The following is a 20683-nucleotide window of genomic DNA, read 5'->3' on the forward strand; positions in this document are numbered from 1 at the left end:
GCGGTCAGACCGCCGCGGCGGCGACGTCGCGGACGCCGAGGCCGCGGTATCGCCACTCCTCGCCCGGGAGCCGAACGGCGAGCGTGCCGTCGTCGGTGACTGCGTACGACGCCGCCGCCCCGTGCGTCACGGCGACCACGTCGCCGTCGACCGGGAGCGCCTCCTCGCGCCACCGCTCCTCGGTCGCGTCGTCGCCCGTCTCGGACCCGCGCGCGAACAGCGAGCCGTCGCGCGCCGCGAGGGCGCGCTCACCGACGGCGTCGACAGCGTCGACGGGCCCCGAAAGGGCCTCCATCCAGCCGTTTCCGAGCTTGTACAGCCCCGAGCCCGTCGCGACGAGCGGCTCGTCGTCGACGTCGCGAACGTCGTCGAGACCGGCGTGGATCAGGCCCGGGGAGTCGACGCGGTAGACCCCGTCAGCGGCGGCGACGAGCCCGCCGTCGATCGCGCGGACGGACGTCGCCGCGTCCCCCACGTCCGTCCACGTCGGCTCCGAAGTCACGGTGTCGCGGCCGCTGACGCGCCCGTCCGCGTCGCCCGCGAGCATCGTTTCGCCGTCGAATCCGACGGCGGTCGCCGGGCCGAACCCCGTCGCCGCGAAGTCGAGATCGGGGCCGGGGGCGCCGGCGTCGTCGGCCTCAGTTCGGCGCGCGAGCAACACGTCCTCGTCGGTCGCGACCGCGACGAGCGGCCCCGCCGTCGCGACGTCGCGCGCGCGACACCGCCGAGCGACGCCGAACTCCCCGATCAGGTCGTCGGAGACCGAGACGGCGACGAGCCCCAGCCCCGACGCGAGATAGACCGTCTCGACGTCCGTGTTGTCGGTGTACACCCGCTTTTCGTCGATCGTGGGCATTGCCCGACGTTCGCCGAGGCGGGGTAAAAACCGTGCGGAGCCGCTCGCACCGCCGTGTGAGGTCACTGGCGCCGCGCGCGGCGCCGCTCGTTCCGATTGTTCTCGCTGAGTGTCGATGAGCGATCGCCCCGGTGACGGGACTCACCGGTACGGGACGAGACCGATCAGTATCAGAGGAAGTCGCGAACCTCGGAGTACCACATCTCGTGGTGGTCGACCTCGCCGATGCGCTCTGCGATAGCGACCGCGAGCACGTGCCAGCAGCGTTCGTGGGGGTCGTCGGGGTCGAGGTTGTACGAGCTGTCCTTGCAGGTGCAGCCGCCGGCCTCGACGACGTACTCGTCCTCGTGGCCGACGACGACCGTGAAGTCGCGGTAGCGCTTGATGCGCCCCTCCGAGACGGCCTCGATAGCGCGGGCGCCGCGCCCGTCGTGGAGCGACATCAGCGTATCGACCGCGCCGGGAGTCAGCTCGCCGCGCTCGGCCAGCTCTCGCCGCCAGGCGGTTTCGGCGTCGCTCTCGGTTGCGGTCGGGACGGCGAACGCGGCGTCTTCGGTACCTCCGTTGAGGCCGTTTCGGTCGCCCTCGCGGCGGCCGTCGCCGCCCCCGATCGAATCTCCGTCCCCGGCATTCGCGCCGGCTTCGTCTCCGGCGTCACTCTCGACGTCGACACCGGCTTCGCCCCCGGCATCCACGCCGGCTTCGTCTCCGGCGTCGTCGCCGTCGCCGTTACTCACGGCACCGTGTTGCCCCGGCGCTGACAAAACGCCACCGGTGTCCGAGGGGCGTTTGATCGACTCGGTTCGCTCGCCGCGCATCGCATCGCTTTTCGTCGCCGGGGGACCGAGTCGACGTATGGACGTTCGTGAGGGCGGCGTGGAGATATCGGTTCCCGACGCCCGCGACGGCGCCTCCGAGGGCGCGGGCGACGGCGTGTTCTACAACCCGACACAGGAGCTCAACCGCGACGTGACGGTGGCGACGCTCCGCGCGTACCGCGAGCGCGAACCGCGCGCGAGTTCGTATCTCGACGCGATGGCCGCAAGCGGCATCCGCGGCGTTCGGGCCGCGTCCGAGGGGTTCGACGTCACCTGCGCCGACGTCGACGCCGACGCCGTGGAGCTCGCCCGCGCCAACCTCGCGAGAAACGGGCTCGACGGCGACGTCGTCGAGCGCGACGTCAACGCCCTCCTGCACGAGTCAGTCTTCGACGTGGTCGATCTGGACCCGTTCGGCACGCCGATCCCGTTCGTCGACGCCGCGGTCGCGAACACGCGCAGCCTCGTCTGCGTCACCGCCACTGACACCGCGCCGCTCTGTGGCGCACACCAGCGCTCGGGGATTCGGAAGTACTCGACGCTCCCGCAGAACACCGATTACCACCCCGAGATGGGCCTGCGCGTCCTCCTCTCCGCGCTCGTCCGCACCGCCGCCCGCTACGACAAGGCGGCCGTGCCGATCCTCTCCCACGTCACGCGCCACTACGCCCGGGCGTACCTCGAACTCGATGCGCGCGCGACGAAGGCGGACGAGCTCGTCGACCAACTGGGCTACGTCCACCACTGCGAGGACTGTCTCACCCGAACGCACGAGTTCGGGCTGATCGCGCACCCGCCCGACCGCTGTGACGGCTGCGGCGGCGACCGACTGCTCACCGCCGGCCCGATCTACCTCGGGCCGATCCGCGACGCCGACTTCGTCCGCGACGCCCGCGAGCGCGTGACAGAAGAGATGGGTGAGGCGGCGCGAGCGGGGCGACTGCTCGACGCCCTCGCGGACGAACTCGACGAGCCGACGCACTACGATCAGCACCGCCTGTGCAAACAGTGGAGCCGCTCGGCACCGGCGATGGACGAGTTCCTCGAGGCGCTCCGGGACGCCGGCTTCGAGGCGACGCGCGCGCACTACTCCGGGACCGCGTTCAAGACCGACGCGACGGTCGAACAGATCCGCGAGGCGACGGCGGAGTCAGTAAGCCCCGATTGAGTTCGTCGGCTCCCGCCCGTCGGAGCGAACGGGCCCACAGCCGACAGTGCCTTGTGTCAGTCCGCCGAACATCGTCGCGTGAGCGCTCCGACCCTCGACAGACTCGCCGTCCTGCGATCCGTCGTCGACACCGTCCGCGAGCGCGAGGTGACGTTTCTCGCCGCCGGAATCTCCTATTACGTGCTCGTCTCGCTCGTTCCGCTCCTCACGCTCGCGGTCGTCGTCGCGACGTTCGTCGGCGGGGCCGAACTCGCCGCACTCGTCCGATCGATCGCCCAGCAGTACCTGTTACCCGCCGGCTCGGACCTCGTCGCGACCGCGGTCGAGGATCCGACGAGCCGGGGGACGGTGTCGGTCCTCAGCCTGCTGATCACCGTCTGGGGCGCGCTGAAACTGTTTCGCGGCGTCGACGTCGCGTTCTCCCGGATCTACGGGTACCCGCCGGAGTCGATACTTCGCCAGCTCTCGGACGGCCTCGTCACGCTCGCGGCGCTCGGTACGGCGACGCTCGGCGTCGGGGGCGCGACCGCCGCGATGGCGTTCTTCGACGTACCGTACGTGGGGGTGCTGACGACGGTCGTGCTGCTCGGACTCCTCGTCGCCGCGTTCCTCCCGCTGTACACCGTCATTCCGGACGTCGGCGTGACGCTGCGAGAGGCGCTTCCGGGCGCGGCGTTCGCCGCGCTCGGCTGGACCGCGATGAGCGCCGTCTTCGGGATCTACGTGCAGTTTTCGAGCGGCGTCGCCGGCGCGCTCGGCGCGGTCTTGCTCCTCGTGACGTGGTTCTACCTCTCGGGGATCCTCGTGCTCACCGGCGCGGTGCTCAACGCGGTGCTGGCGGGGCGGATCGACGGACCGGATCGGCAGCTACAACACCCGCGGGGCCGACCTACCGAGCGGACGATGAGCGCGGACGACGCGACACCCGGCGACGAGGACGACGGGGGCGGTTCCCCGAGCGACGGCACTCGCGGGAGATCTCCCCCGAGCGACGACACCGATGTCGAGCCTCGCGGCGCGCCCGACATCGAGCAGCTCGATCGTCGCGTCGAGGAATTGCGCGCCGACCTCGACGCCTTCGAGGACGACGTCACGTCCCGCACCGTCGAGCGGCCGACCGTCGAAGCCGAGATGCGGCGCTACGTCCGCGGACGGCTCCGACGTGGGAAAGCCCGCGGCTGGGGTCCGTACCTCGTGCTCCTGTACGGGACCGCGGCGACGATCTCCGCGTTTTACCTGCTCGATGACGACCTGCTCGCCGTCGTCGCGATGCTCGTGATCTACCTCTCGACGCTCGGCCTCTACGCCCTCTTCGTGGTCTTCGGCGTCGGCCTGAACGCGCTCGGCGTTCCCGGCCGCCTCCTCGATTGGGTCCGCGATCGGCGCTCCTGAGCGCCGTCCGTCGATCGAGAGCGCACCGCGAACCCGACGATATTTGTCCCTCGCGCGGAGAGTGCGGACCGATGACGCCCCCACCAGCGCCGGTCAGCGCGACCCCGCTCGCGACCCGCGGCGTCGGCGAGATCGCGTTCGCCGAGTCCCTGCCCGAGGCCGTCACCGCGGTCTTCTGGGCGCTCACGCACCTCGGAAACCCCTATCTCCTCTTGGCGCTCGTCGCGCTCGCGTACCTCTTCGGCGACCGCGTCGGACTCTCGCGCCGGTCCGCGGCGTTCGCACTCGCGCTCGGCCTCTGTGCGATCGGTCTCACAGTCGGGCTGAAACACTTCTTCGGGCTCCCGCGCCCGCCGACCTCCTACCGCGGCGACCTCGGCTTCCCGAGCGGGCACGCGCTCGGATCGACGGTGTTCTGGGGCGGGGTCGCCGTGCTTTCGACCCGGGGTCGGTGGCGCCGACGACTCGCCGCCGCCGGCGCCCTCGTCGCGATCGTCTGCCTCTCGCGCGTCCTCATCGGCGTGCACTACCTCGCGGACGTCGTCGCCGGCGTCGCCGTCGGATCGGCTTTCCTCGCGGTCGCGTTCGCGCTCGGTCCGGGGTTCGACCGCGGAACGCGCGGTGGCGCGCTCGCAACGCCAGATCACGGACACGTCACGGCGCTGTTCGCAGTCGCGCTCGCCCTCGGTCTCGCGGGACTGCTCGTCGCGCCGGGCGAGAGCGAACTCCTGTTGGGCGTCGGGACGGCCGCCGGCGCCGTCGCCGCGTGGCACCGCTTCGGCCGGCGTGCGGCCGACACAACGATCGAACCGTCGGGACGCGCGCTCGCCGTCGGGGGCGGGGGGCTCGTCCTCGCGCTGGGCGTGATGAGCGGGACCGCGAAACTGGCGGACAGTGCCGCGGTGATCCTCGTCGCCGGCGCGCTCGGTGCGGTCTGTCTGCTCGCGCTGCCGCTCGCCGTCGGCGAACGCAGCGGTGGCTGACCGGCCGAGCACGGAAACGCGGAAATCCGGGAACGCGGGAAAACGGGGAATCGGGGACAGAAATTCGAGAACGCTGGAGAGCGGAAATAGCGGTCGAAAGAGCCGCGTGGGTCGCGTTCAGTACGTCTCGAGGTAGCGGTCGAGTTCCCACTGGGAGACGTCGATGCGGAACTCGTCGTACTCCTGGGTCTTCGCCTCGACGAACTTCTCGTAGACGTGCTCGCCGAGCGCCTCTTGGATGACCTCGTCGCCTTCGAGCGCGGCGACGGCCTCGCCGAGGTTCGCGGGCAGCGTGTCGATGCCGTACTCCTCGCGCTTTTCCTCGTCGAACTCGTAGATGTTCTCGCGGACCGGCTCGGGCGCGTCCAGCCCCTCTTCGATGCCGTTGAGGCCGGCGTGGATGATCGCCGCGAACGCGAGGTAGGGGTTACACGACGGATCGGGCGAACGGAGTTCGATGCGCGAGGCCGCGGGAACCCGCGCGGCCGGCTTGCGGATGAGCGCCGAGCGGTTCCGGTCGGACCACGCGACGTACACCGGGGCCTCGTACCCGGGGACGAGGCGCTTGTAGGAGTTCACCGTCGGGTCGGCGACGGCCGTGATCGCCGGGGCGTGTTCGAGGACGCCGGCGAGGAACGAGTGCGCCGTCTCCGAGAGGTTGAACTCGTCGTCCGCGTCGTGGAACGCGTTGTTGCCGTCCTCGTCGAACAGCGAGACGTGGGTGTGCATCCCCGAGCCGTTGATCTTCGGGATCGGCTTGGGCATGAACGTCGCGTGCAGGTCGTGCTGGGCCGCGATGGCGCGGACGACCGTCCGGAACGTCCCGACGTTGTCGGCGGTCGTGAGCGCGTCGTCGTACTCGAAGTTGATCTCGTGTTGGCCCTCGGCGACCTCGTGGTGACTCGCCTCGATCTCGAAGTCCATCGATTCGAGGCCGTAGATGATGTCGCGGCGGACGTCGCTAGCGAGGTCCTTCGGCGCGAGGTCGAAGTAGCCGCCGGCGTCGTTGGTCTTCGTCGTCGCGCGCCCCTCCTCGTCCTCCTCGAAGAGGAAGAACTCCGGTTCGGGGGCGACGTTGACCGTGTAGCCCATCTCCTCGGCGCGCTCGAGCGTCCGCTTCAGGACCGTCCGCGGGTCGCCCTCGAAGGGCTCGCCCGTCGTCGTGTTGATGACGTCGCAGATGAGCCGCGCGGAGCGGCCGTCGCGCCACGGGAGGATCGCGAACGTCTCGGGGTCGGGCTTGAGCCGCATATCGGACTCCTGAATGCGGACGAAGCCCTCGATGCTGGACCCGTCGAAGTAGATCCCGTCGGTGAAGGCCTTCTCGGCCTGCGTCGCGGGAACGGCGACGTTCTTTACGGTCCCGAGGATGTCGGTGAACTGCAGGCGGAGAAAGTCGACGTCTTTCTCCTCGATTTCGTCGATGACGCGCTGTGCTTCGGCGGAGAGACCACCGTCGGCGACGGCGGTGCGAGGGTCATTTTCGTCCGTCATATCCTGGACACTCGAATCCGAACACTCCCAGTATAAAGACGTTATCGCTTAGTGCAAATGCCCGCAGTCGCTTTTCTAATTGGATATTCGTAAAATTCTAATGCCCCCAAACGCATTATGACTGTAATGACGTACGAAAACCTCGATGCAAAACTGATCAACGCACTACTCGGCGACGGCCGCGCGAGTCTGCGAAGCCTCGCGGAGGACCTCGACGTCTCGGTCACGACGGTCTCGAATCACCTCCGCGACCTCGAAGACCAGGGCGTGATCGAGGGGTACACCCCCCGCGTGAACTACGACGCGCTCGGCTACGACGTCACGGCGATCATCCAGCTGAAAGTCGAGGGGAGCGCGCTCCCGGACATCACCGACCGGCTCAGAGAGCAAAAGCAGATGACAACCGTCTACGAGGTCACGGGCGATTACGACGTCATCGCGGTCGGGAAGTTCAGGGACACAGACGGAATGAACAGCCAGATCAAAGAGCTGCTGACCGACGCCGACATCCGCGAGTCGAACACGAGCGTCGTCCTCAACGCCGTCGTCGAGAACGCGCAGTTCGACCTCGACGTCGACGAGTAGTCCCGTCCCGGGACCGACGGGCGGTATCGCTATTCGCTACCGGGGCCAGAGAGCACGTCGCTTTCGGCGTGCGCGCGGACCCAGAGCTGTCCGATCCGCGAGAGTCGCGTGCGGTAGGACTTCCCGTGGTCCTCCTGTTCGATGTATCCCTTGCCGCCCGGACCCAGCCGGTCGACGTTGTATATCACCTTCGAGCGGAACGAGTCGGTGTACTCCTCGTTCATATCGCGCGCGAGCGTCTCCGCGAGTTCGGAGACCGACTCGAACTCCTCGTACTCGCCGAGCTCGAAGAGGATGACCTCCTCGAACGGCTTGACGTTCCGGAAGGAGGCGATCGGAAGCTCCACGATGTGGCCCTCGCCGATCCGTTTCGCGCCGATCGTCGTCCCCCGCTCGTCGAACTCCTCGAGGATGTCCGCGGCCGAGTCGTAGCGCTCGCGGATCCGCTCGTCGTCGATGTCCGCGCCGGCGAGCACCTCGCCGAGGAGGTCCTTCGCGGCGCGGACCTCTTCGGCCAGTTCGGTCTCGAGGTACTTCTCCGGGGCCGTGTAGTAGGTGTGGATCCGCTCGCGGTCCTCCTGTCGCTCGACCATAATCGAGTGGGCGGCGGTGGCGAACGCGAACGAGACGGGCCGCGGCATCGCCGAGACGTTCACCCACACTTCCGAGTCCGCTGCGGCGTCGAGTTCGGCGTTGATGAGGTCGTACGCCTGTTCGAAGGCGGCGTCGTAGTCGTAGACGTCGTCGACGACGACGCGCTCCGTGTCGGCGCCCAAGAGGTTCTTGAAGTCCTTTTCGAGCTTCCCCGAGAGGTTCCGCGAGTACTCGACGTTCGACTCGCTGCCGACCGCACCCTCCAGAAGAATCACCCGGTCGACGTCCCGCTGGTCCCGGATGAGCGGCGCGATGAGCCGGTCGTAGTCGAACCCGACCGGGACGATGTGGGTCTGCATACCCCCCGTAGGGTCGACCGGGTGTTAAAGCGACCGTCAGCCGCAGACGGCGACGCCTCGCGCGCGGCGGCGACCGCCCCCGGCCGTGAGCGCCGACCGCGAGCGGCAGCGCCGAGACAGTCACGCCAGCGCCGCGAGCACCTCGTCGGCCGTCGCCACGTCGGCGAACTCGCCGTAGAGGTGCGCCAGCGCCGTTTGATGGATCTCCTCGGCCGAGTAGCGCGTTCCGTCCGGGGCGTCGCGCTCGAACGTCGCGGTCGCGTCGGCGACGACGACCGCCTCGAACCCGAGGTTCTCTGCCAGCCGCGTCGTCGTGGAGACGCAGTGATCGGTGGTGAGTCCGACCACGACGACCGCCTCACAGCCGCGCTCGCGGAGCCGCGCTTCGAGGTCGGTGCCGACGAAGGCCGCGTTCACGCGCTTCGTGAGCACCGGCTCGTCGCCGGTGGGCGCGGTTTCGGGCTTCCACGCGAACCCGGGAGCGTCACCGCGCAGCGGCGAATCCGGCTCCGTGGAGTCGTGCCGGACGTGAAATAGGGGAAGACCGGCCGCGCGCCACGCGTCGAGCAGACGGGCGGCGGTCGACTCGGCATCGGGGTTGTTGCGCTCGCCCCACGCCGGGTCGTCGAAGCCGGTCTGGAGGTCGACGAGGAGCAGCGCGGGAGCGTCGCCGAGGAGGCCCGCGAGGTCGGGGCCGGCGGTCTCGCACATCGGCTCAGTCGTCCGCCGTTGGCGCCGAGCGCGGCAAGGCGGCCTTCGGGTGCTCGCGCGTCACCTCGATCGGGCACTCCTCGGGCGACTGCTCGGGATCCTCTCTGAAGAGGTACTGCGGCCACTCGCGGTCGCCCGCGACGCCCCAGTCGCCGAGGTCCGCGTGCGGGCAGACGCCGTCGTACGCCTCCAGTTGCCCCTGGATCTGTTCGCGTGCGCGCCGACCCGCCTCGGTGTCGTGCGTGATGCCGTCGAAGAGCGCGCGCGGCTGGAAGGTGATCTCCAGTCCGATCGGGCAGTACCGGCTCTTCCGATCGTCGTAGAACGGCGCGCGACAGGTCGGGAACATCGGCTCGCCGCCGAAGGAGAACTCCCAGTGCGGGTCGTCGGGATCGGTCGGGATGTCCGCCGGCCACGGTACCGGGTCGTGGACGTGGAGGAACTGCAGCAGGTGCCACAGCGTCTCGTGGTAGTCAGCCTCGGTGAACTCCCGCTCGGGCGGCCTGAAGAACGTCACGAGCGACGCCCGACCGGGGGCGTCGGGGTAGGTGTCCAGATACTCCAGTAGCGTGTCGCCGAACGCCGAGAGCGCGTCGGGGTCGGTCGTCGACGGCACGGCGGTGTACAGCGGCTCGCCGTCTCTGACGGACTGCGCGCCGAAGTGACACGGAAAGGGCGTCCCGTTGCGCTCGCCGCGGAGCGCGCCGGTGAACGTCTCGTAGTGCCGTCGGACCCACCGGGGGACCTCGCCCGCCTCGACGCGGGCGACGAGCGTCTCTTGGTCCAGAAGCGATTGCACTCCCGGTTCGTTCATACCGAGGGATCGAATCGACCGTTCAAGAGCGCTTCGCTCCCTCCCGTCGGGCGGGAACGCGAACGCGCCCGGCGCCTCTCGGACGTCAGTCTGCGCGCGCGGTCATCGCGAACGCCTCCGAGCGCTCGTCGGTGTCGGCGGTCGTGAGGAGCGAGCCACCGACGGTGAGCACCAACGAGAGGAGCATCCCGTACAGGGCGACGTCCCACGTGAGATACGTCGAACCCAGGACGGTGACGCCGCCGATCGTCGTCGCGGGGACGAACACGTGCGCGAGATAGAACAGCTGTGAGCCGGCGACGCCGGCGATCATCCCCTGTCGCGTCGTCCGCGGCCAGTAGAGCGCGACGATCACCGGCAGCGCGAGCTGTGCGTACCCGCCGAAGGCGGTGCTGCCGACGGTGATGAGCGACCCCGGGCGGAACAGGCTCACGACGAACGTCCCGACCGCGAAGGCGGCGACGCCGAGGCGGGCGATCCACGCCTCGCGCTCCCCGCTGGCCGCGGGGTTCACGAACGGGCGGTAGAGGTCGCGCGTCAGGTACGACGACCCCGAGAGGAGCATCGAGTCCGACGAGGACATCATCGCGGCCATCGCGCCGGCGACGACGAGCGCCGCGAACCACGCGGGCGTGTACGCGTTCAACAGCACGGGGATGACGTTCGCGCCCTCGGGGACCGCGATCCCCAGTCCGGCCGCCCACGTGCCGAGGAGGAACGCCGGCACGAACAGCAGGACCACGAGCACCGGCCACAGCGCGAACGACCGCTTCAGAACGCGTGCGTCCTTCGCGACGAAGAAGCGCTGATTGATCTGCGGGAACATCGTGACGCCGAAGGCGATGGTCACCGCTTGGGCGATCATCCACTGCGGCGAGTAGACGCCGCCGCCGAGCGCGAGGAACTCGGGGTTCGTCCCCGCCAGCGACGAGGAGACCGCACCGAGTCCGCCGGCGCTCGAGAGCACCCAGCCGACGGCGACCCAGACGATCCCGAGCATAAAGACCCCCTGTATCGTGTCGGTCCACGCGACGCCGCGAAGCCCGGCGAGGACGACGTAGACGATCATAAACAGGGTGATCGCCGCCGCCCCGACCCAGTAGGGGATCGCCCCGTCCGTGAGGCCGACGATGGCCTCGCCCGCGCCCATCTGCTGGAGCATCACGTACGGGAACAGCCAGAACAGCGAGATGCCCGCGATCAGCGCGCGGAGGCGCTTCGAGCCGAACCGGTCGCCGAGCATCTCGCCGAGCGTGACGTAGCCCTCGAAGCGCCCGATTAGCCACTGTCGGTAGCCGACGGCGTACCAGAGGATCGCAAAGAGGATCCCGTCCATCAGCCCCATCACGAGGATCCACTCGGGACCGGAGCCGTACGCGAGGTTCGGCCCGCCGAAGAAGGTGAACGCCGACAGCAGCGTCGCGAACGTCGTGAACAGGAGGACGAACGTCCCGAGCGAGCGGCTCGCCAAGTAGTAATCCTCCGCGCTACGCCCCGTCAGCCGGTAGGCGAAAACGCCGATCGCGAGCGCGATCAACAGGTACGCCGCGATGATTCCGACTTGGACGACCAGTTCGGTTTCAGCCATCGAAGCCCACCTCCTCCGGATCGACACTCATCCCACGGTCCCACGTCCCGCGGGTGAACTGTGCGAACGCGAGCGACGCGATCACCATCCATCCGACGTGCCACCACAGCCACAGCGGGAGCCCCAGCCACGTCGTCGAGTCGCCCCACAGGAACCACGGAATCGCGAACGTTACGAGTACTGCGAAGACGCCGATCCACAGATAATCTGTCTTCCGTCGCGTCATCGAATGTATATCTGCCGTGGTCATATGTAAACATTGCTTTATTCGATTCGGTGTTGCTAATTGAATAATAATACTCTTCAAAGCACAGACGTGGGAGACAGCGGTGAACGCGGGGGTCAGTCGAGGTTCGCACGCTCACCGGGACAGAATATCGATCACGTACCGGAGGACCCGCGGGGAGACGGCGTTCCCAAGTACGATAGTTATTTGCCGGGAGCGGCCCATATATAAACACGTTATGGGATCGCCCATGACGGTCACATCACCATCACACCCCCTCAGGGGGATTCACCAATGGACGACACCGAAAAATATCTCATTCACGCAGCGATCACCGCCGATGGGATCGTGGAGCGATCCGACGTCGTCGGAGCCATCTTCGGGCAGACCGAGGGGCTACTCGGCGACGATCTGGACCTCCGCGACCTCCAGCAGTCCTCGAAAGTCGGGCGCATCGACGTCGAAATCGACTCCCAGAACGGACAGTCGTTCGGGACGGTCACCATCGCGAGCAGCCTCGATCGGGTCAAGACGGCGATCCTCGCCGCCTCCCTGGAGACGATCACTCGCGTCGGTCCCTGCCGGGCCACCGTCGAGGTGACCGACATCGAAGACGTTCGCGAGGCCAAGCGCCGCGAGGTCGTCGAACGGGCGAAAGAACTGCTCTCGCAGTCGTTCGACGAGAGCGTGATGTCGTCGACGGAGATCCTCGACGAGGTCAAAGAGAGCGTCCGCGTCGAGGACATCAGCGAGTACGAGGGGCTGCCGGCCGGCCCGCGCGTCACGGACTCCGACGCCGTCATCGTCGTCGAGGGGCGCGCGGACGTGCTGACGCTCCTCAGCTACGGCGTGAAAAACGCCATCGCGGTCGAGGGGACGAACATCCCCGACGCCGTCGCCGACCTCACCCGGGATCGGACGGCGACGGCCTTCTTCGACGGCGACCGCGGGGGCGAACTCGTCCTCCGCGAACTCGCGCAGGTGGGCGAGGTCGACTACGTCGCGTTCGCGCCCGAAGGACGCTCCGTCGAGGACCTCGAACGCCACGAGGTGTTCGCGGCCCTCCGCGATAAGATTCCGATCGAATCGGTCTCGACCGAGGGCGTACTGCACCCCTCGATCGTCGGTGACGACGCCGAGACGGACGGTGAGCGCCCGGACCCTCGAAAGGGGTCGCCGACGACTGAGTCGGCGGCTCAGGGTTCGCCCACCGACGGCTTCGACGTCGAGACCGCGATCGACCGCGCACCCGTTTCCGATGTCGGCATCGACACCGACCACACGGTGAAGTACGATCCGTCGGACCGAAGCGGCGAGAGCGGTGAGTCCGACGGCACGACCGATCCGTCGGCGGTCGACGGGGACGACGAAGCGGCTGGACCGGAGTCGGCCGACGACGGCGCCGGCGAAACGGAGGCGACCGACGACGCCAGCGGAACGGCGGCAGACACCGAAGCGGAGCAGGCCGCCGAGACAACGGATCGAACCGCCGAAACGACGGATCAGACGACCGGTCGACGTACCGCTGACCCGGCTCACGCGTCCGCCGCGTCAGACAGCGCCAGCGGTCCCGACGCCGACCACGCCGATGCGAGCGGCGACAGTGCCGCCGCGGCCGAGGAGAGCGAGGCGGACGGGTCCCGCCCCCGCTCGCTCCGGGATCACGTCCGGGAGGTCATCGACGGCGACACCGGGACGGTCCGCTTCCTCGACGAGGAGCTCGTCGCCGTCGCCGACCGCCCGGCCGAGGAGGCGTTCGAAGCGCTCGTCGACGCCGACCCGGCCCCGTACGCCGTCGTCGTCGACGACGAGTTCACCCAGCGGCTCCTCGACGTCGCGGCCCAGCAGGGCGTCGATCACGCCGTCGCGACCTCGACCGGCGAATTCGTCAAGAAGCCGGTCGGCGTCAGGCTGCTGACCGCCGATCAACTGGCGAACTCGATCGCGAGCTGAGCGGCGGCCGCGGACCGCACGTTCCCTACTCGAGACCGCGATTTCCGTAATCGACCTCGTACGCGTACGCGATCGCGTCCGTCGACGACGTGGGCGTCTCCTCCGTCGGAACAGCTGTCTCCCCCGCCGGCGCGGCGGCGTCTGGGCGATCGGCCGCTCCGGGACGGTCGGCGCCGTCGCCCGCGTCGTAGAAGTCGGGATGTCGAGAGACAGGACGGAAGCCGACAGATTCGTACAGCGATCGCGCCGAGTCGTTATCGGCGGCGACGAAGAGCGTCACTCGCGTGCCGCCCTCCCGACGCCCGAAGAGCGCCCGCAGAAGCGCCCGTGCGCGACCCTCCCGGCGATACCCGGGGTGGATCACCAACTCCGCCAAGTGAGCGTCCTCGCTCGCGACCCAGAGGGCGTAGCCGACGGCGCGGTCAGTCGGACACCGGCGCTCCCGTGGGCTGTCTCCGTCGCTCCCGCTGTCAGCCACGTCGTCGCCGGCGACGGAGACGAGACAGCGGCAGACGTCCCCGACGGCTGGATCGGCGGCGCCGCCGGTCGCGGCGGCGAGGAGCGCCGGCGATGGGGCGTCGAGACGTGACTGCAGCGCCGAGAGCGCGGATCTGTCCGAGCGTCGGGCGGGTCGGATCACTGGGCGGTCACGCTCAGTTGGTCGGTCACAGCAGTGCGAGCGCCGCGATCGCGGTGACGACCGCGCCGACGAGCGTCGCGGCGAGATTGACGGCTTCGTTACCGAACCCGGGACCCTCGACCGTCGCGCCCAAGACGCTGTCGGCGGTCATCCCGGCGAAGCCGCCGACGGCGACGACGGCCGCGCCGACGGGCGAGACCCCCGCGAGGAGCGCGAACGCGACCACACCGACGACGGCCGCGCCGAGCAGGCCGTACACCTCTCCCTGCCAAGTCACGCCGCCGTCGGTGCCGGGCGGGACGGGCTCGAGCGTCGTGATGAGCCGCGGGTCGTCGTAGAGGCCGCCGAGTTCCGATGAGAGCGTGTCGCTCAGCGCGGCCGCCATCGAGCCCGCGAAGGCGTACTGAAAGAGGACGCCGTCGACCGGGAGCGATCGGCTCGCCGCGAAGAGGATCACGCAGACGAGTGCGACGGCGGCGTTGCCGAGGACGTTCCCGGTCCCGCGAGCGCCCTCGTTCTCCTCGGCGATCCCGCGGCGCTTCTTCTCGTCGTATCTGAACTTCGTCGAGAGCGAGCCGATGCCGAAGAAGCTGATGAGCACGGCGAACCACCCGATGCCCCCGAAGACGACGACGAGCAGCCCGAGCAGGACGCCCGAGAGCATCCCGGCGACCGAGGCGGCACCGAGGGCGTACGAGGCGTAGCCGAGCGCGACGGTCACGCCGAGCGCGGCGACGACGTCGACGGTGCCGACCGACACCGCGAGCGCGTCGAAGAGCCACAAGAGCAGCCCCGTCGAGAGCATCACCAGCGGGTCGTCGCGCTCGAAGAGCATCTCCCGAAAGAGCGCGGCGACGAGCGTGCCGGCGACGGCGAGGAAGACGAACCGCGGTGCGAGAACCGCTGTCGACGACAGCGAGGCGACGGCCGCCTGTCCCGCGACGCCTGCGACGCTTCCGGCGACGCCGAAGCCGGCGGCGCCGAGAAACGGATTGTCGGTGGTCTCGGCGACGAGCCGCTTGCCGAGGTTCCCGTAGGCGAGGACGAAGACGGCCGCGACGAAGAGCGCCACCGGGAGGCCGATTTCGGTCGACAGAAGCGCCAGCCCGGCCGCGGCGAGCGCGAAGCCGATGAGCCCGTTCAGCCGGCCCTCCCGCCTGTCGGCGGGCCGGGCGAACAGCTCGAACAGCGGTCCGTCGGTGACGCCGAACGCCGCGACGAGCGCGACGGCGGCGAACGGAACGAACGCCGCCCGGCCGAGCACTGGCGCGGCCACCGCCAGCGTCCCCACGAGGGCGAACCCGCTCGCCCGCCGGAGCGTCGATTGCACACCACCGGATATCCCCGACGCGCACTTAACCCTCCCGACATTCTGTGTTCGACGCTCTCGGCGGGGTTCGCGGGCCGGCCGAATGGCCGCCGCGGCTCGAAGCGCCCGACTCCGAGGCGACACGTCGGGTCGGGCGGCGGGTCGCGAACCCCGGGGCCTATATCGCCCCGGCACACAGACTACCGCGTGGGACTGTACGAGCGCTATCTGGCCCTCCGACACCGCTTACACGAGGCGGATCCGCCGTCGCACGTCGCCGTCGTGATCACCGAGCGCGACCTGCTCGAACAGGGCGCCTACGAGACGCTGTCGGCGTTTCTCGACTGGGCGTTCGAGTACGGGGCCGAGCGGATCACGATATCGGTGAGCGTGCTCGATGAGGCGGTCGTTCCGACGCTCGAACGGGAGCTTCGGAACGTCGAGGCGCCGACGGCCGTCGCCGTCCGGGGGCCGGGCGACACCGAGCGCGCCGACGCGCCCGTTCGGGTGAACATCGGCCTCGGCGGCAAGCGGGAGTTCGCGGCGGCCGTGCGACAGATCGCCGAGTCCGTCGAAGCCGGCGAACTCGAGCCGGCGGACGTCGACGCCGAGCGGGTCGAGGAACGGCTCGTGTTCGACGACGAGCCGGATCTGCTGATCAAGACCGGGGCCGAGCGGCTCTCGGACTTTCTCATCTGGCAGTCGGTGTACTCCGAGCTGTACTTCACCGACGTGAACTGGCGGGACTTCCGCCGGCGGGACTATCTCCGCGCCGTCCTCGACTACCAGAACCGACAGCGTCGGTTCGGTCGGTGAGCGTACAGCATTACGCGTGTCGTCAGAGCGTCATCATTCGGCGACGGCGACGCGCACGCCGACGGCCGCGGCAGAATCCTTAATAGTAGTTGACACACACCGTGGTAGTATGGACGATATTTTCGTCGCACGAGTGATGTCATCGCCGGTCCACACGGTATCGCCCGACACCCTGGTCGAGGACGCCGCCGGAGAGATGCTCGACGCCGGGATCGGGTCGGTCGTCGTCGTCGACGACGGCCGGCTCGTCGGCATCCTGACGACGACGGACTTCGTAAAAATCGTCGCCGAGCGGAAGCCGAAAGATCAGACGCCCGTCTCGGCGTACATGTCCGATGCGGTCGCCACCACGACCGCGCAGGTGCCGATCGCCGAGGTCGCCGAGACGATGATGGAGCGCGGCATCCACCACGTGCCCGTCGTCGACGCCGACGACGCAGTCATCGGAATGGTCACGACGACCGACTTGGCGTCGTACCTCTCACATCTCGAAGCCGCGAAGGCGTAGCCGGGCCGAACGACTGTCGCGCCGACGAAAAGACGTATTAGCGTCACTTTCGAAGCGCGTGGCGTGACTAGTCCCTCCCTCTCACGCCGTTCCCTCCTCCGCGGTGGCGCCGCTGCGGGCCTTGCCGCGCTCGCTGGCAGTGGCGCCGTGGCTGCCGCGGGGCCGTGGGCTGTCCCCGTGCCCGACGGGGTCTCACACCAAGACGTCGCCGTCGTGCGCCCGCCACACCGGGATGTCGCGATCGAGCACCTCCGCGACCTCCTCGAGCGTGCCGAACCGATCGTCGAACGCGCGCGCTCGGCTGGCGTCTTCGAGGGCGAACGGTTCCTCGGCTACGAAGGCAGCGTCGCGTCCGCGCGAGAGTTCCTCGACGGCTCGCACGCGGCCTCGTTCGATACGGTCAGCGAAGCCCGGTATCACGTCCGGTACGTCGCCGAGACGTTCGGCGTTGCCGCCGCCGGTCTCGACGACGTGTCTATCGGCCCGTCTGGTCCGGCGCAGACTGGCCCGGCCTCGGGCATCGAAGAGCTGCGCGGGACGCTCAGTTACGAGAGCGACGCGTCCGCGGAGACGATGGTCTGGATCGACCTCGTGGAGTCGTGGCTCCACACGGCGATGATCGCCGGCAAGAACGCCGAAGTCGACCGCGAAAAGCTCACAGAGAAGCCCGACCGCGTCCGTAAGAAGGCGCTGGCTCGGGCCGTCCGAAACCACGAGCGCTCCGTCCGGTTTCTGAGCGACGCCCGCCAGTTCTATCGGACGTTCCGTGCTCGGCAGTCCGCTCCCGCGTCGATCGGACTCATGGCGGCCCGCGAGACGTACCGCGAGCGCGCACAGCGCTCATCCCACGACAACGAGTGGTACCACGAGCGCCACACCGACGAGGAGACGCCGCGTGACACCGCGTGGAACCGTCTCCTGACGCTCCATCCGGGAGAAAATAGCCTCGACGACGCCGAGTGGGCGCGTCGAGACGGACTCTCGGGGCTCGAAACGGTCCAACTCGCGGAAGCAGCCGTCGAATTCCGGGGCTTTTCGACCGGCCGTGCCGCCGTCGAGCGGTTGCGCGATCGCCAGTCGGTCCCGGAGCGGCTACTGCTCGACGCGAAACGGCGGGCCGTCGACGGCGCGTATCGGATTGCCGCCGCAGGCGACCCCTTCGAGAGATGGCTCCTGCGTCGGGCAGCGATGTACCTCTCGAAGGGGGACCGATTCCTCACCGACGGCGAGATCCTCGACAACTATCCGCGAGCGCACGCGCTGGCCTGCTACGGGGTTGCGGTTGGCGTCGTGGACGCGGTTCCGTCGGTCGCGAGCGTCGTGACGGACTGAGGTGCGTCCGAACGGCGAAAGATCAGGTGCAGGGAAGGTTCCGGCCCTCCGTTCGAGTCTACGCGATCTTCGCGTACTGCTCTGTGAGTTTCTCCGCCGCGTCGTCCATCAGTCCGCGCTCGTAGTCGTCGAGGTCCCACTCGACGACGGCCTCGACCCCCCCGGATCCGAGCTTTACCGGGACGCCGAAGGCGGTGTCCTCGTAGCCGAACTCGCCGTCGAGGACGATCGACCCGGGGAGGACCTCGCCGGTGTCCCGGAGGACGGCCTCGACCATGTGGGCCACGCCGGTCGCCGGCCCCCACTGGGTCGCGCCCTTGCGCTCGATGACGTCCATCGCTGAGGCCTGGAGGTCGCCGAGGATCTCCTCGCGCTCGTCGGGAGTGAACTCGGGGTCCGCGCCGTCGACGCGGACCTTCGAGAACACGGGCACCTGCGCGTCGCCGTGTTCGCCGAGGATCGTCGCCTCGACGTTCTGCACGGGCGTATCGAAGCGCTGGGCGAGCACGTATCGGAAGCGCGCGGAGTCGAGGCGGCCGCCGAAACCGATCACCTTCCGGCGGTCGCGGTCGCCCGACTCACACAGGTGGCGGTTCAGCAGATCGACCGGGTTCGAGGTGGTGATCGAGACGAACTCGTCGTTGTGCGCCGCGAGCGAGGCGCCGATGTCTTCCATGATCGGCGCGTTGTCGCCCGCGAGATCGATTCGCGTCTGCCCGGGCTGGCGGGGGATCCCGGCGGTGATGACGACGACGTCCGATCCCGCCGTGTCCTCGTAGGACCCCTGGACGACCTCGGTGTTGGAGTCGTAGGCGACGCCGTGGTTCGCGTCTGCGGCCTGTCCGACCGTCTCGTCCTCCTTGTCGGGGATGTCGACGAAGACCAACTCGTCGACGACGTCCCTGAGCGCGAGGTTGTATCCGGCGGCGGCGCCGACTGTCCCGGCGGCACCGACGATGCTGACTTTCGCCATAATCGCCTGAACCGTCGGTCGGCGTTCGATTAAACGCTTCGGCAGTTATCGGGTCTAGACACCACATCCGGCGGCGGCGCGACACCCGACCGCCACGGCTCTGAGTGCTCGACAACCGTCAAAAAGAGCGCGACGGGACTCCCGAGAGCGAAGCGATCGGGAGTACGTCGCGCGAGTGAAATCAGAGATTTCACGAGTGCGACGAGATTCGAACCACGGTCGCTCCGCTCCCTGATTCGAATCCCGCGTGCCGGTTCGCTCGTCGCTTCACTCCTCCCTGCACGGGCGCGACGGGATTCGAACCCGCGACCATCGGATTAGAAGTCCGACGCTCTGTCCGACTGAGCTACGCGCCCTCGTCGGTGTCAACTCGGTCGCGGGTAAAAAGCCGTACGGGTTCGGCGCCGGAGGCGGCGAGCGGTCGCACGCTCGATCGAGCGGTCGCGGGCGCTCGACGCGCCCGAGCGGAACTCGTAAGGTCGGGTACCGTGAACCGTTGCGTGATGAAGGTCATCGGCACCGTCGGACTCCCGGGAAGCGGCAAGGGCGAAGCCGCGGCCGTCGCCCGCGAGAAGGGCGTTCCGGTCGTCACGATGGGCGACGTGATCCGCGAGGCCTGCCGCGAGCGCGGCTTCGATCCCGCCGAACACCACGGCGAGATGGCGCGGACGCTCCGCGAGGAGGGCGGCCCCGCGGCCATCGCCGAGCGCTCGCTCCCGCTCATCGAGTCGGAGCTGGAATCGAACAACGTCGTCCTCGTCGACGGCCTGCGCTCGGACGTCGAACTCGACCGCTTCCGCGAGGCGTTCGGCGACGAGTTCCTGCTGGTGAGCATCGAAGCGCCGTTCGAGACGCGCGCCGGGCGCCTGCTCGAACGCGACCGCGACGACTCCGACGTCGACCGCGAGGCACTCCGCGACCGCGAGGAGCGCGAGCTCGGGTTCGGGATGGGCGAGGTGATGGACGACGCCGACGTCGTCGTCGACAACACCGAGACGCTCTCGGCGTTCCGCGAGCGCGTTCGGGCGATTCTCGACGAGGACGTCGGGAGCCTGACCGAGGACGGGTACGTCACTGTGGCCGACGCATCGGGGATCGGCGGCGGCCCGGCCGACGAGGTCGACGCCGGTGATGCCCGATGATTTACACCGTCGAAGCGCGGATCGTCGCGCCGGTGCGTGACACCGAGGTGACAGACCGCGTCGAGGACGCCGTCCGGAACCTCTTTCCGAACGTCGAGTTCGAGCGCGAACCCGGGGAGATCGTCGGCGAGACGCACTCGCTGGAGCGCTTCTCCGAGCGCCTGCACGAGCAGGCGATCCTCGATACCGCCCGGACCGAGTTCTTCAAACGCGCCGACGAGGACGGCTTCTCGTTCGCGCTGAAAAAGCAGGCGGCGTTCAAGGGCGTCGTTAACTTCGCCGTCGGCAATCCCGACGAACTCGGCGACATCCACGTGCACGTGACGGTGCGGGAACCAGACGTCGAGAGCTACATCGATCACGTCGCGCCGCCGACCGAGGAGGGACGGCCGGTCGACCCCGACGCGGACCGCTGAGTACGC

21 protein-coding genes and 1 tRNA gene are annotated in these 20683 nt (G+C 68.9%); 10 read left to right on the top strand and 12 right to left on the bottom strand.

The window, feature by feature from the left end; all coding sequences use genetic code 11:
* Positions 1–4: 4 nt before the first annotated feature.
* The gene (locus ACT3HL_RS11110) at positions 5–856 is read right to left on the bottom strand and encodes an HVO_0234 family beta-propeller protein (RefSeq protein ID WP_445086901.1); all 852 of its coding nucleotides are present in this window, start codon (positions 854–856) and stop codon (positions 5–7) included.
* A 170-nt stretch (positions 857–1026) separates the two neighbouring features.
* Positions 1027–1593 carry a hypothetical protein gene (locus tag ACT3HL_RS11115; RefSeq protein WP_445086902.1) on the bottom strand — a complete coding sequence of 189 codons (567 nt, stop codon included), beginning with the start codon at positions 1591–1593 and terminating at the stop codon, positions 1027–1029.
* Between the two features lie 118 nt (positions 1594–1711).
* On the opposite strand from ACT3HL_RS11115, the gene ACT3HL_RS11120 reads away from it, so the two are divergent.
* The 3 genes from ACT3HL_RS11120 to ACT3HL_RS11130 all read left to right on the top strand — a co-directional run bounded on the left by ACT3HL_RS11120 (position 1712) and on the right by ACT3HL_RS11130 (position 5217).
* The gene (locus ACT3HL_RS11120; protein WP_445086903.1) at positions 1712–2842 is read left to right on the top strand and encodes a tRNA (guanine(26)-N(2))-dimethyltransferase; all 1131 of its coding nucleotides are present in this window, start codon (positions 1712–1714) and stop codon (positions 2840–2842) included.
* 78 nt (positions 2843–2920) lie between these two features.
* A complete protein-coding gene (locus ACT3HL_RS11125; protein WP_445086904.1) occupies positions 2921–4234 on the top strand; it encodes a YhjD/YihY/BrkB family envelope integrity protein in 1314 nt (437 codons plus the stop codon).
* 71 nt (positions 4235–4305) lie between these two features.
* The gene (locus tag ACT3HL_RS11130) at positions 4306–5217 is read left to right on the top strand and encodes a phosphatase PAP2 family protein (protein WP_445086905.1); all 912 of its coding nucleotides are present in this window, start codon (positions 4306–4308) and stop codon (positions 5215–5217) included.
* 117 nt (positions 5218–5334) lie between these two features.
* On the opposite strand, the gene glnA is transcribed toward ACT3HL_RS11130, so the two are convergent.
* Positions 5335–6711, bottom strand: a complete 1377-nt coding sequence (gene glnA / locus ACT3HL_RS11135) for a type I glutamate--ammonia ligase (protein WP_445086906.1) — start codon at positions 6709–6711, stop codon at positions 5335–5337.
* A 117-nt stretch (positions 6712–6828) separates the two neighbouring features.
* Between glnA and lrp the strand changes: the two genes are divergently transcribed.
* The gene (lrp, locus tag ACT3HL_RS11140) at positions 6829–7296 is read left to right on the top strand and encodes an HTH-type transcriptional regulator Lrp (protein ID WP_445086907.1); all 468 of its coding nucleotides are present in this window, start codon (positions 6829–6831) and stop codon (positions 7294–7296) included.
* 29 nt (positions 7297–7325) lie between these two features.
* On the opposite strand, the gene ACT3HL_RS11145 is transcribed toward lrp, so the two are convergent.
* From ACT3HL_RS11145 to ACT3HL_RS11165, 5 genes are all read right to left on the bottom strand, one after another.
* On the bottom strand, positions 7326–8249 hold the full coding sequence (locus tag ACT3HL_RS11145) for an HFX_2341 family transcriptional regulator (RefSeq protein ID WP_445086908.1): 924 nt from the start codon (positions 8247–8249) through the stop codon (positions 7326–7328).
* A gap of 120 nt (positions 8250–8369) precedes the next feature.
* Positions 8370–8960, bottom strand: a complete 591-nt coding sequence (locus ACT3HL_RS11150; protein ID WP_445086909.1) for an isochorismatase family protein — start codon at positions 8958–8960, stop codon at positions 8370–8372.
* Between the two features lie 4 nt (positions 8961–8964).
* Positions 8965–9774, bottom strand: a complete 810-nt coding sequence (locus ACT3HL_RS11155) for a YqcI/YcgG family protein (RefSeq protein WP_445086910.1) — start codon at positions 9772–9774, stop codon at positions 8965–8967.
* An 85-nt stretch (positions 9775–9859) separates the two neighbouring features.
* The gene (locus tag ACT3HL_RS11160) at positions 9860–11362 is read right to left on the bottom strand and encodes a sodium:solute symporter family transporter (RefSeq protein WP_445086911.1); all 1503 of its coding nucleotides are present in this window, start codon (positions 11360–11362) and stop codon (positions 9860–9862) included.
* Positions 11355–11588 carry a DUF3311 domain-containing protein gene (locus ACT3HL_RS11165; protein WP_445086912.1) on the bottom strand — a complete coding sequence of 78 codons (234 nt, stop codon included), beginning with the start codon at positions 11586–11588 and terminating at the stop codon, positions 11355–11357. Before ACT3HL_RS11165 ends, ACT3HL_RS11160 begins: the two co-directional genes overlap by 8 nt.
* Before the next feature lie 294 nt (positions 11589–11882).
* Here ACT3HL_RS11165 and dnaG point away from each other — a divergent pair, with 294 nt between their 5' ends.
* Entirely contained in the window at positions 11883–13541 is a 1659-nt protein-coding gene (dnaG, locus tag ACT3HL_RS11170; protein ID WP_445086913.1) for a DNA primase DnaG, read from the top strand.
* Between the two features lie 25 nt (positions 13542–13566).
* On the opposite strand, the gene ACT3HL_RS11175 is transcribed toward dnaG, so the two are convergent.
* Positions 13567–14181, bottom strand: coding sequence for a GNAT family N-acetyltransferase (locus tag ACT3HL_RS11175; protein WP_445086914.1), 615 nt, complete (start codon positions 14179–14181; stop codon positions 13567–13569).
* Between the two features lie 25 nt (positions 14182–14206).
* The gene (locus ACT3HL_RS11180) at positions 14207–15511 is read right to left on the bottom strand and encodes a DUF92 domain-containing protein (RefSeq protein ID WP_445086915.1); all 1305 of its coding nucleotides are present in this window, start codon (positions 15509–15511) and stop codon (positions 14207–14209) included.
* 186 nt (positions 15512–15697) lie between these two features.
* On the opposite strand from ACT3HL_RS11180, the gene ACT3HL_RS11185 reads away from it, so the two are divergent.
* From ACT3HL_RS11185 to ACT3HL_RS11195, 3 genes are all read left to right on the top strand, one after another.
* Positions 15698–16306: an undecaprenyl diphosphate synthase family protein gene (locus ACT3HL_RS11185; protein WP_445086916.1), complete on the top strand. Its 609-nt coding sequence runs from the start codon at positions 15698–15700 to the stop codon at positions 16304–16306.
* 109 nt (positions 16307–16415) lie between these two features.
* The gene (locus ACT3HL_RS11190) at positions 16416–16814 is read left to right on the top strand and encodes a CBS domain-containing protein (protein ID WP_445086917.1); all 399 of its coding nucleotides are present in this window, start codon (positions 16416–16418) and stop codon (positions 16812–16814) included.
* A gap of 63 nt (positions 16815–16877) precedes the next feature.
* Entirely contained in the window at positions 16878–18146 is a 1269-nt protein-coding gene (locus ACT3HL_RS11195) for a hypothetical protein (protein WP_445086918.1), read from the top strand.
* Between the two features lie 58 nt (positions 18147–18204).
* On the opposite strand, the gene mdh is transcribed toward ACT3HL_RS11195, so the two are convergent.
* Both mdh and ACT3HL_RS11205 read right to left on the bottom strand, forming a co-directional pair.
* The gene (gene mdh / locus ACT3HL_RS11200) at positions 18205–19119 is read right to left on the bottom strand and encodes a malate dehydrogenase (RefSeq protein WP_445086919.1); all 915 of its coding nucleotides are present in this window, start codon (positions 19117–19119) and stop codon (positions 18205–18207) included.
* A 282-nt stretch (positions 19120–19401) separates the two neighbouring features.
* Positions 19402–19475 (bottom strand) — tRNA-Arg (locus ACT3HL_RS11205).
* Positions 19476–19622: 147 nt separating this feature from the next.
* Between ACT3HL_RS11205 and ACT3HL_RS11210 the strand changes: the two genes are divergently transcribed.
* Both ACT3HL_RS11210 and ACT3HL_RS11215 read left to right on the top strand, forming a co-directional pair.
* Entirely contained in the window at positions 19623–20261 is a 639-nt protein-coding gene (locus ACT3HL_RS11210; protein WP_445086920.1) for an AAA family ATPase, read from the top strand.
* Entirely contained in the window at positions 20258–20677 is a 420-nt protein-coding gene (locus tag ACT3HL_RS11215) for an RNA-binding domain-containing protein (protein ID WP_445086921.1), read from the top strand. Before ACT3HL_RS11210 ends, ACT3HL_RS11215 begins: the two co-directional genes overlap by 4 nt.
* Positions 20678–20683 lie beyond the last annotated feature (6 nt).

It is taken from the genome of Halobellus sp. GM3 (assembly GCF_052545375.1).

What these genes read in the sequence shown, in the direction of transcription:
- ACT3HL_RS11110 (WP_445086901.1), bottom strand. Translation starts at nt 856, where the DNA reads ATGCCCACGATCGACGAAAAGCGGGTGTACACCGACAACACGGACGTC.
- ACT3HL_RS11120 (WP_445086903.1), top strand. Translation starts at nt 1,712, where the DNA reads ATGGACGTTCGTGAGGGCGGCGTGGAGATATCGGTTCCCGACGCCCGC.
- ACT3HL_RS11130 (WP_445086905.1), top strand. Translation starts at nt 4,306, where the DNA reads ATGACGCCCCCACCAGCGCCGGTCAGCGCGACCCCGCTCGCGACCCGC.
- glnA (WP_445086906.1), bottom strand. Translation starts at nt 6,711, where the DNA reads ATGACGGACGAAAATGACCCTCGCACCGCCGTCGCCGACGGTGGTCTC.
- lrp (WP_445086907.1), top strand. Translation starts at nt 6,829, where the DNA reads ATGACTGTAATGACGTACGAAAACCTCGATGCAAAACTGATCAACGCA.
- ACT3HL_RS11145 (WP_445086908.1), bottom strand. Translation starts at nt 8,249, where the DNA reads ATGCAGACCCACATCGTCCCGGTCGGGTTCGACTACGACCGGCTCATC.
- ACT3HL_RS11150 (WP_445086909.1), bottom strand. Translation starts at nt 8,960, where the DNA reads ATGTGCGAGACCGCCGGCCCCGACCTCGCGGGCCTCCTCGGCGACGCT.
- ACT3HL_RS11155 (WP_445086910.1), bottom strand. Translation starts at nt 9,774, where the DNA reads ATGAACGAACCGGGAGTGCAATCGCTTCTGGACCAAGAGACGCTCGTC.
- ACT3HL_RS11160 (WP_445086911.1), bottom strand. Translation starts at nt 11,362, where the DNA reads ATGGCTGAAACCGAACTGGTCGTCCAAGTCGGAATCATCGCGGCGTAC.
- ACT3HL_RS11165 (WP_445086912.1), bottom strand. Translation starts at nt 11,588, where the DNA reads ATGACGCGACGGAAGACAGATTATCTGTGGATCGGCGTCTTCGCAGTA.
- dnaG (WP_445086913.1), top strand. Translation starts at nt 11,883, where the DNA reads ATGGACGACACCGAAAAATATCTCATTCACGCAGCGATCACCGCCGAT.
- ACT3HL_RS11190 (WP_445086917.1), top strand. Translation starts at nt 16,416, where the DNA reads ATGGACGATATTTTCGTCGCACGAGTGATGTCATCGCCGGTCCACACG.
- mdh (WP_445086919.1), bottom strand. Translation starts at nt 19,119, where the DNA reads ATGGCGAAAGTCAGCATCGTCGGTGCCGCCGGGACAGTCGGCGCCGCC.
- ACT3HL_RS11210 (WP_445086920.1), top strand. Translation starts at nt 19,623, where the DNA reads ATGAAGGTCATCGGCACCGTCGGACTCCCGGGAAGCGGCAAGGGCGAA.
- ACT3HL_RS11215 (WP_445086921.1), top strand. Translation starts at nt 20,258, where the DNA reads ATGATTTACACCGTCGAAGCGCGGATCGTCGCGCCGGTGCGTGACACC.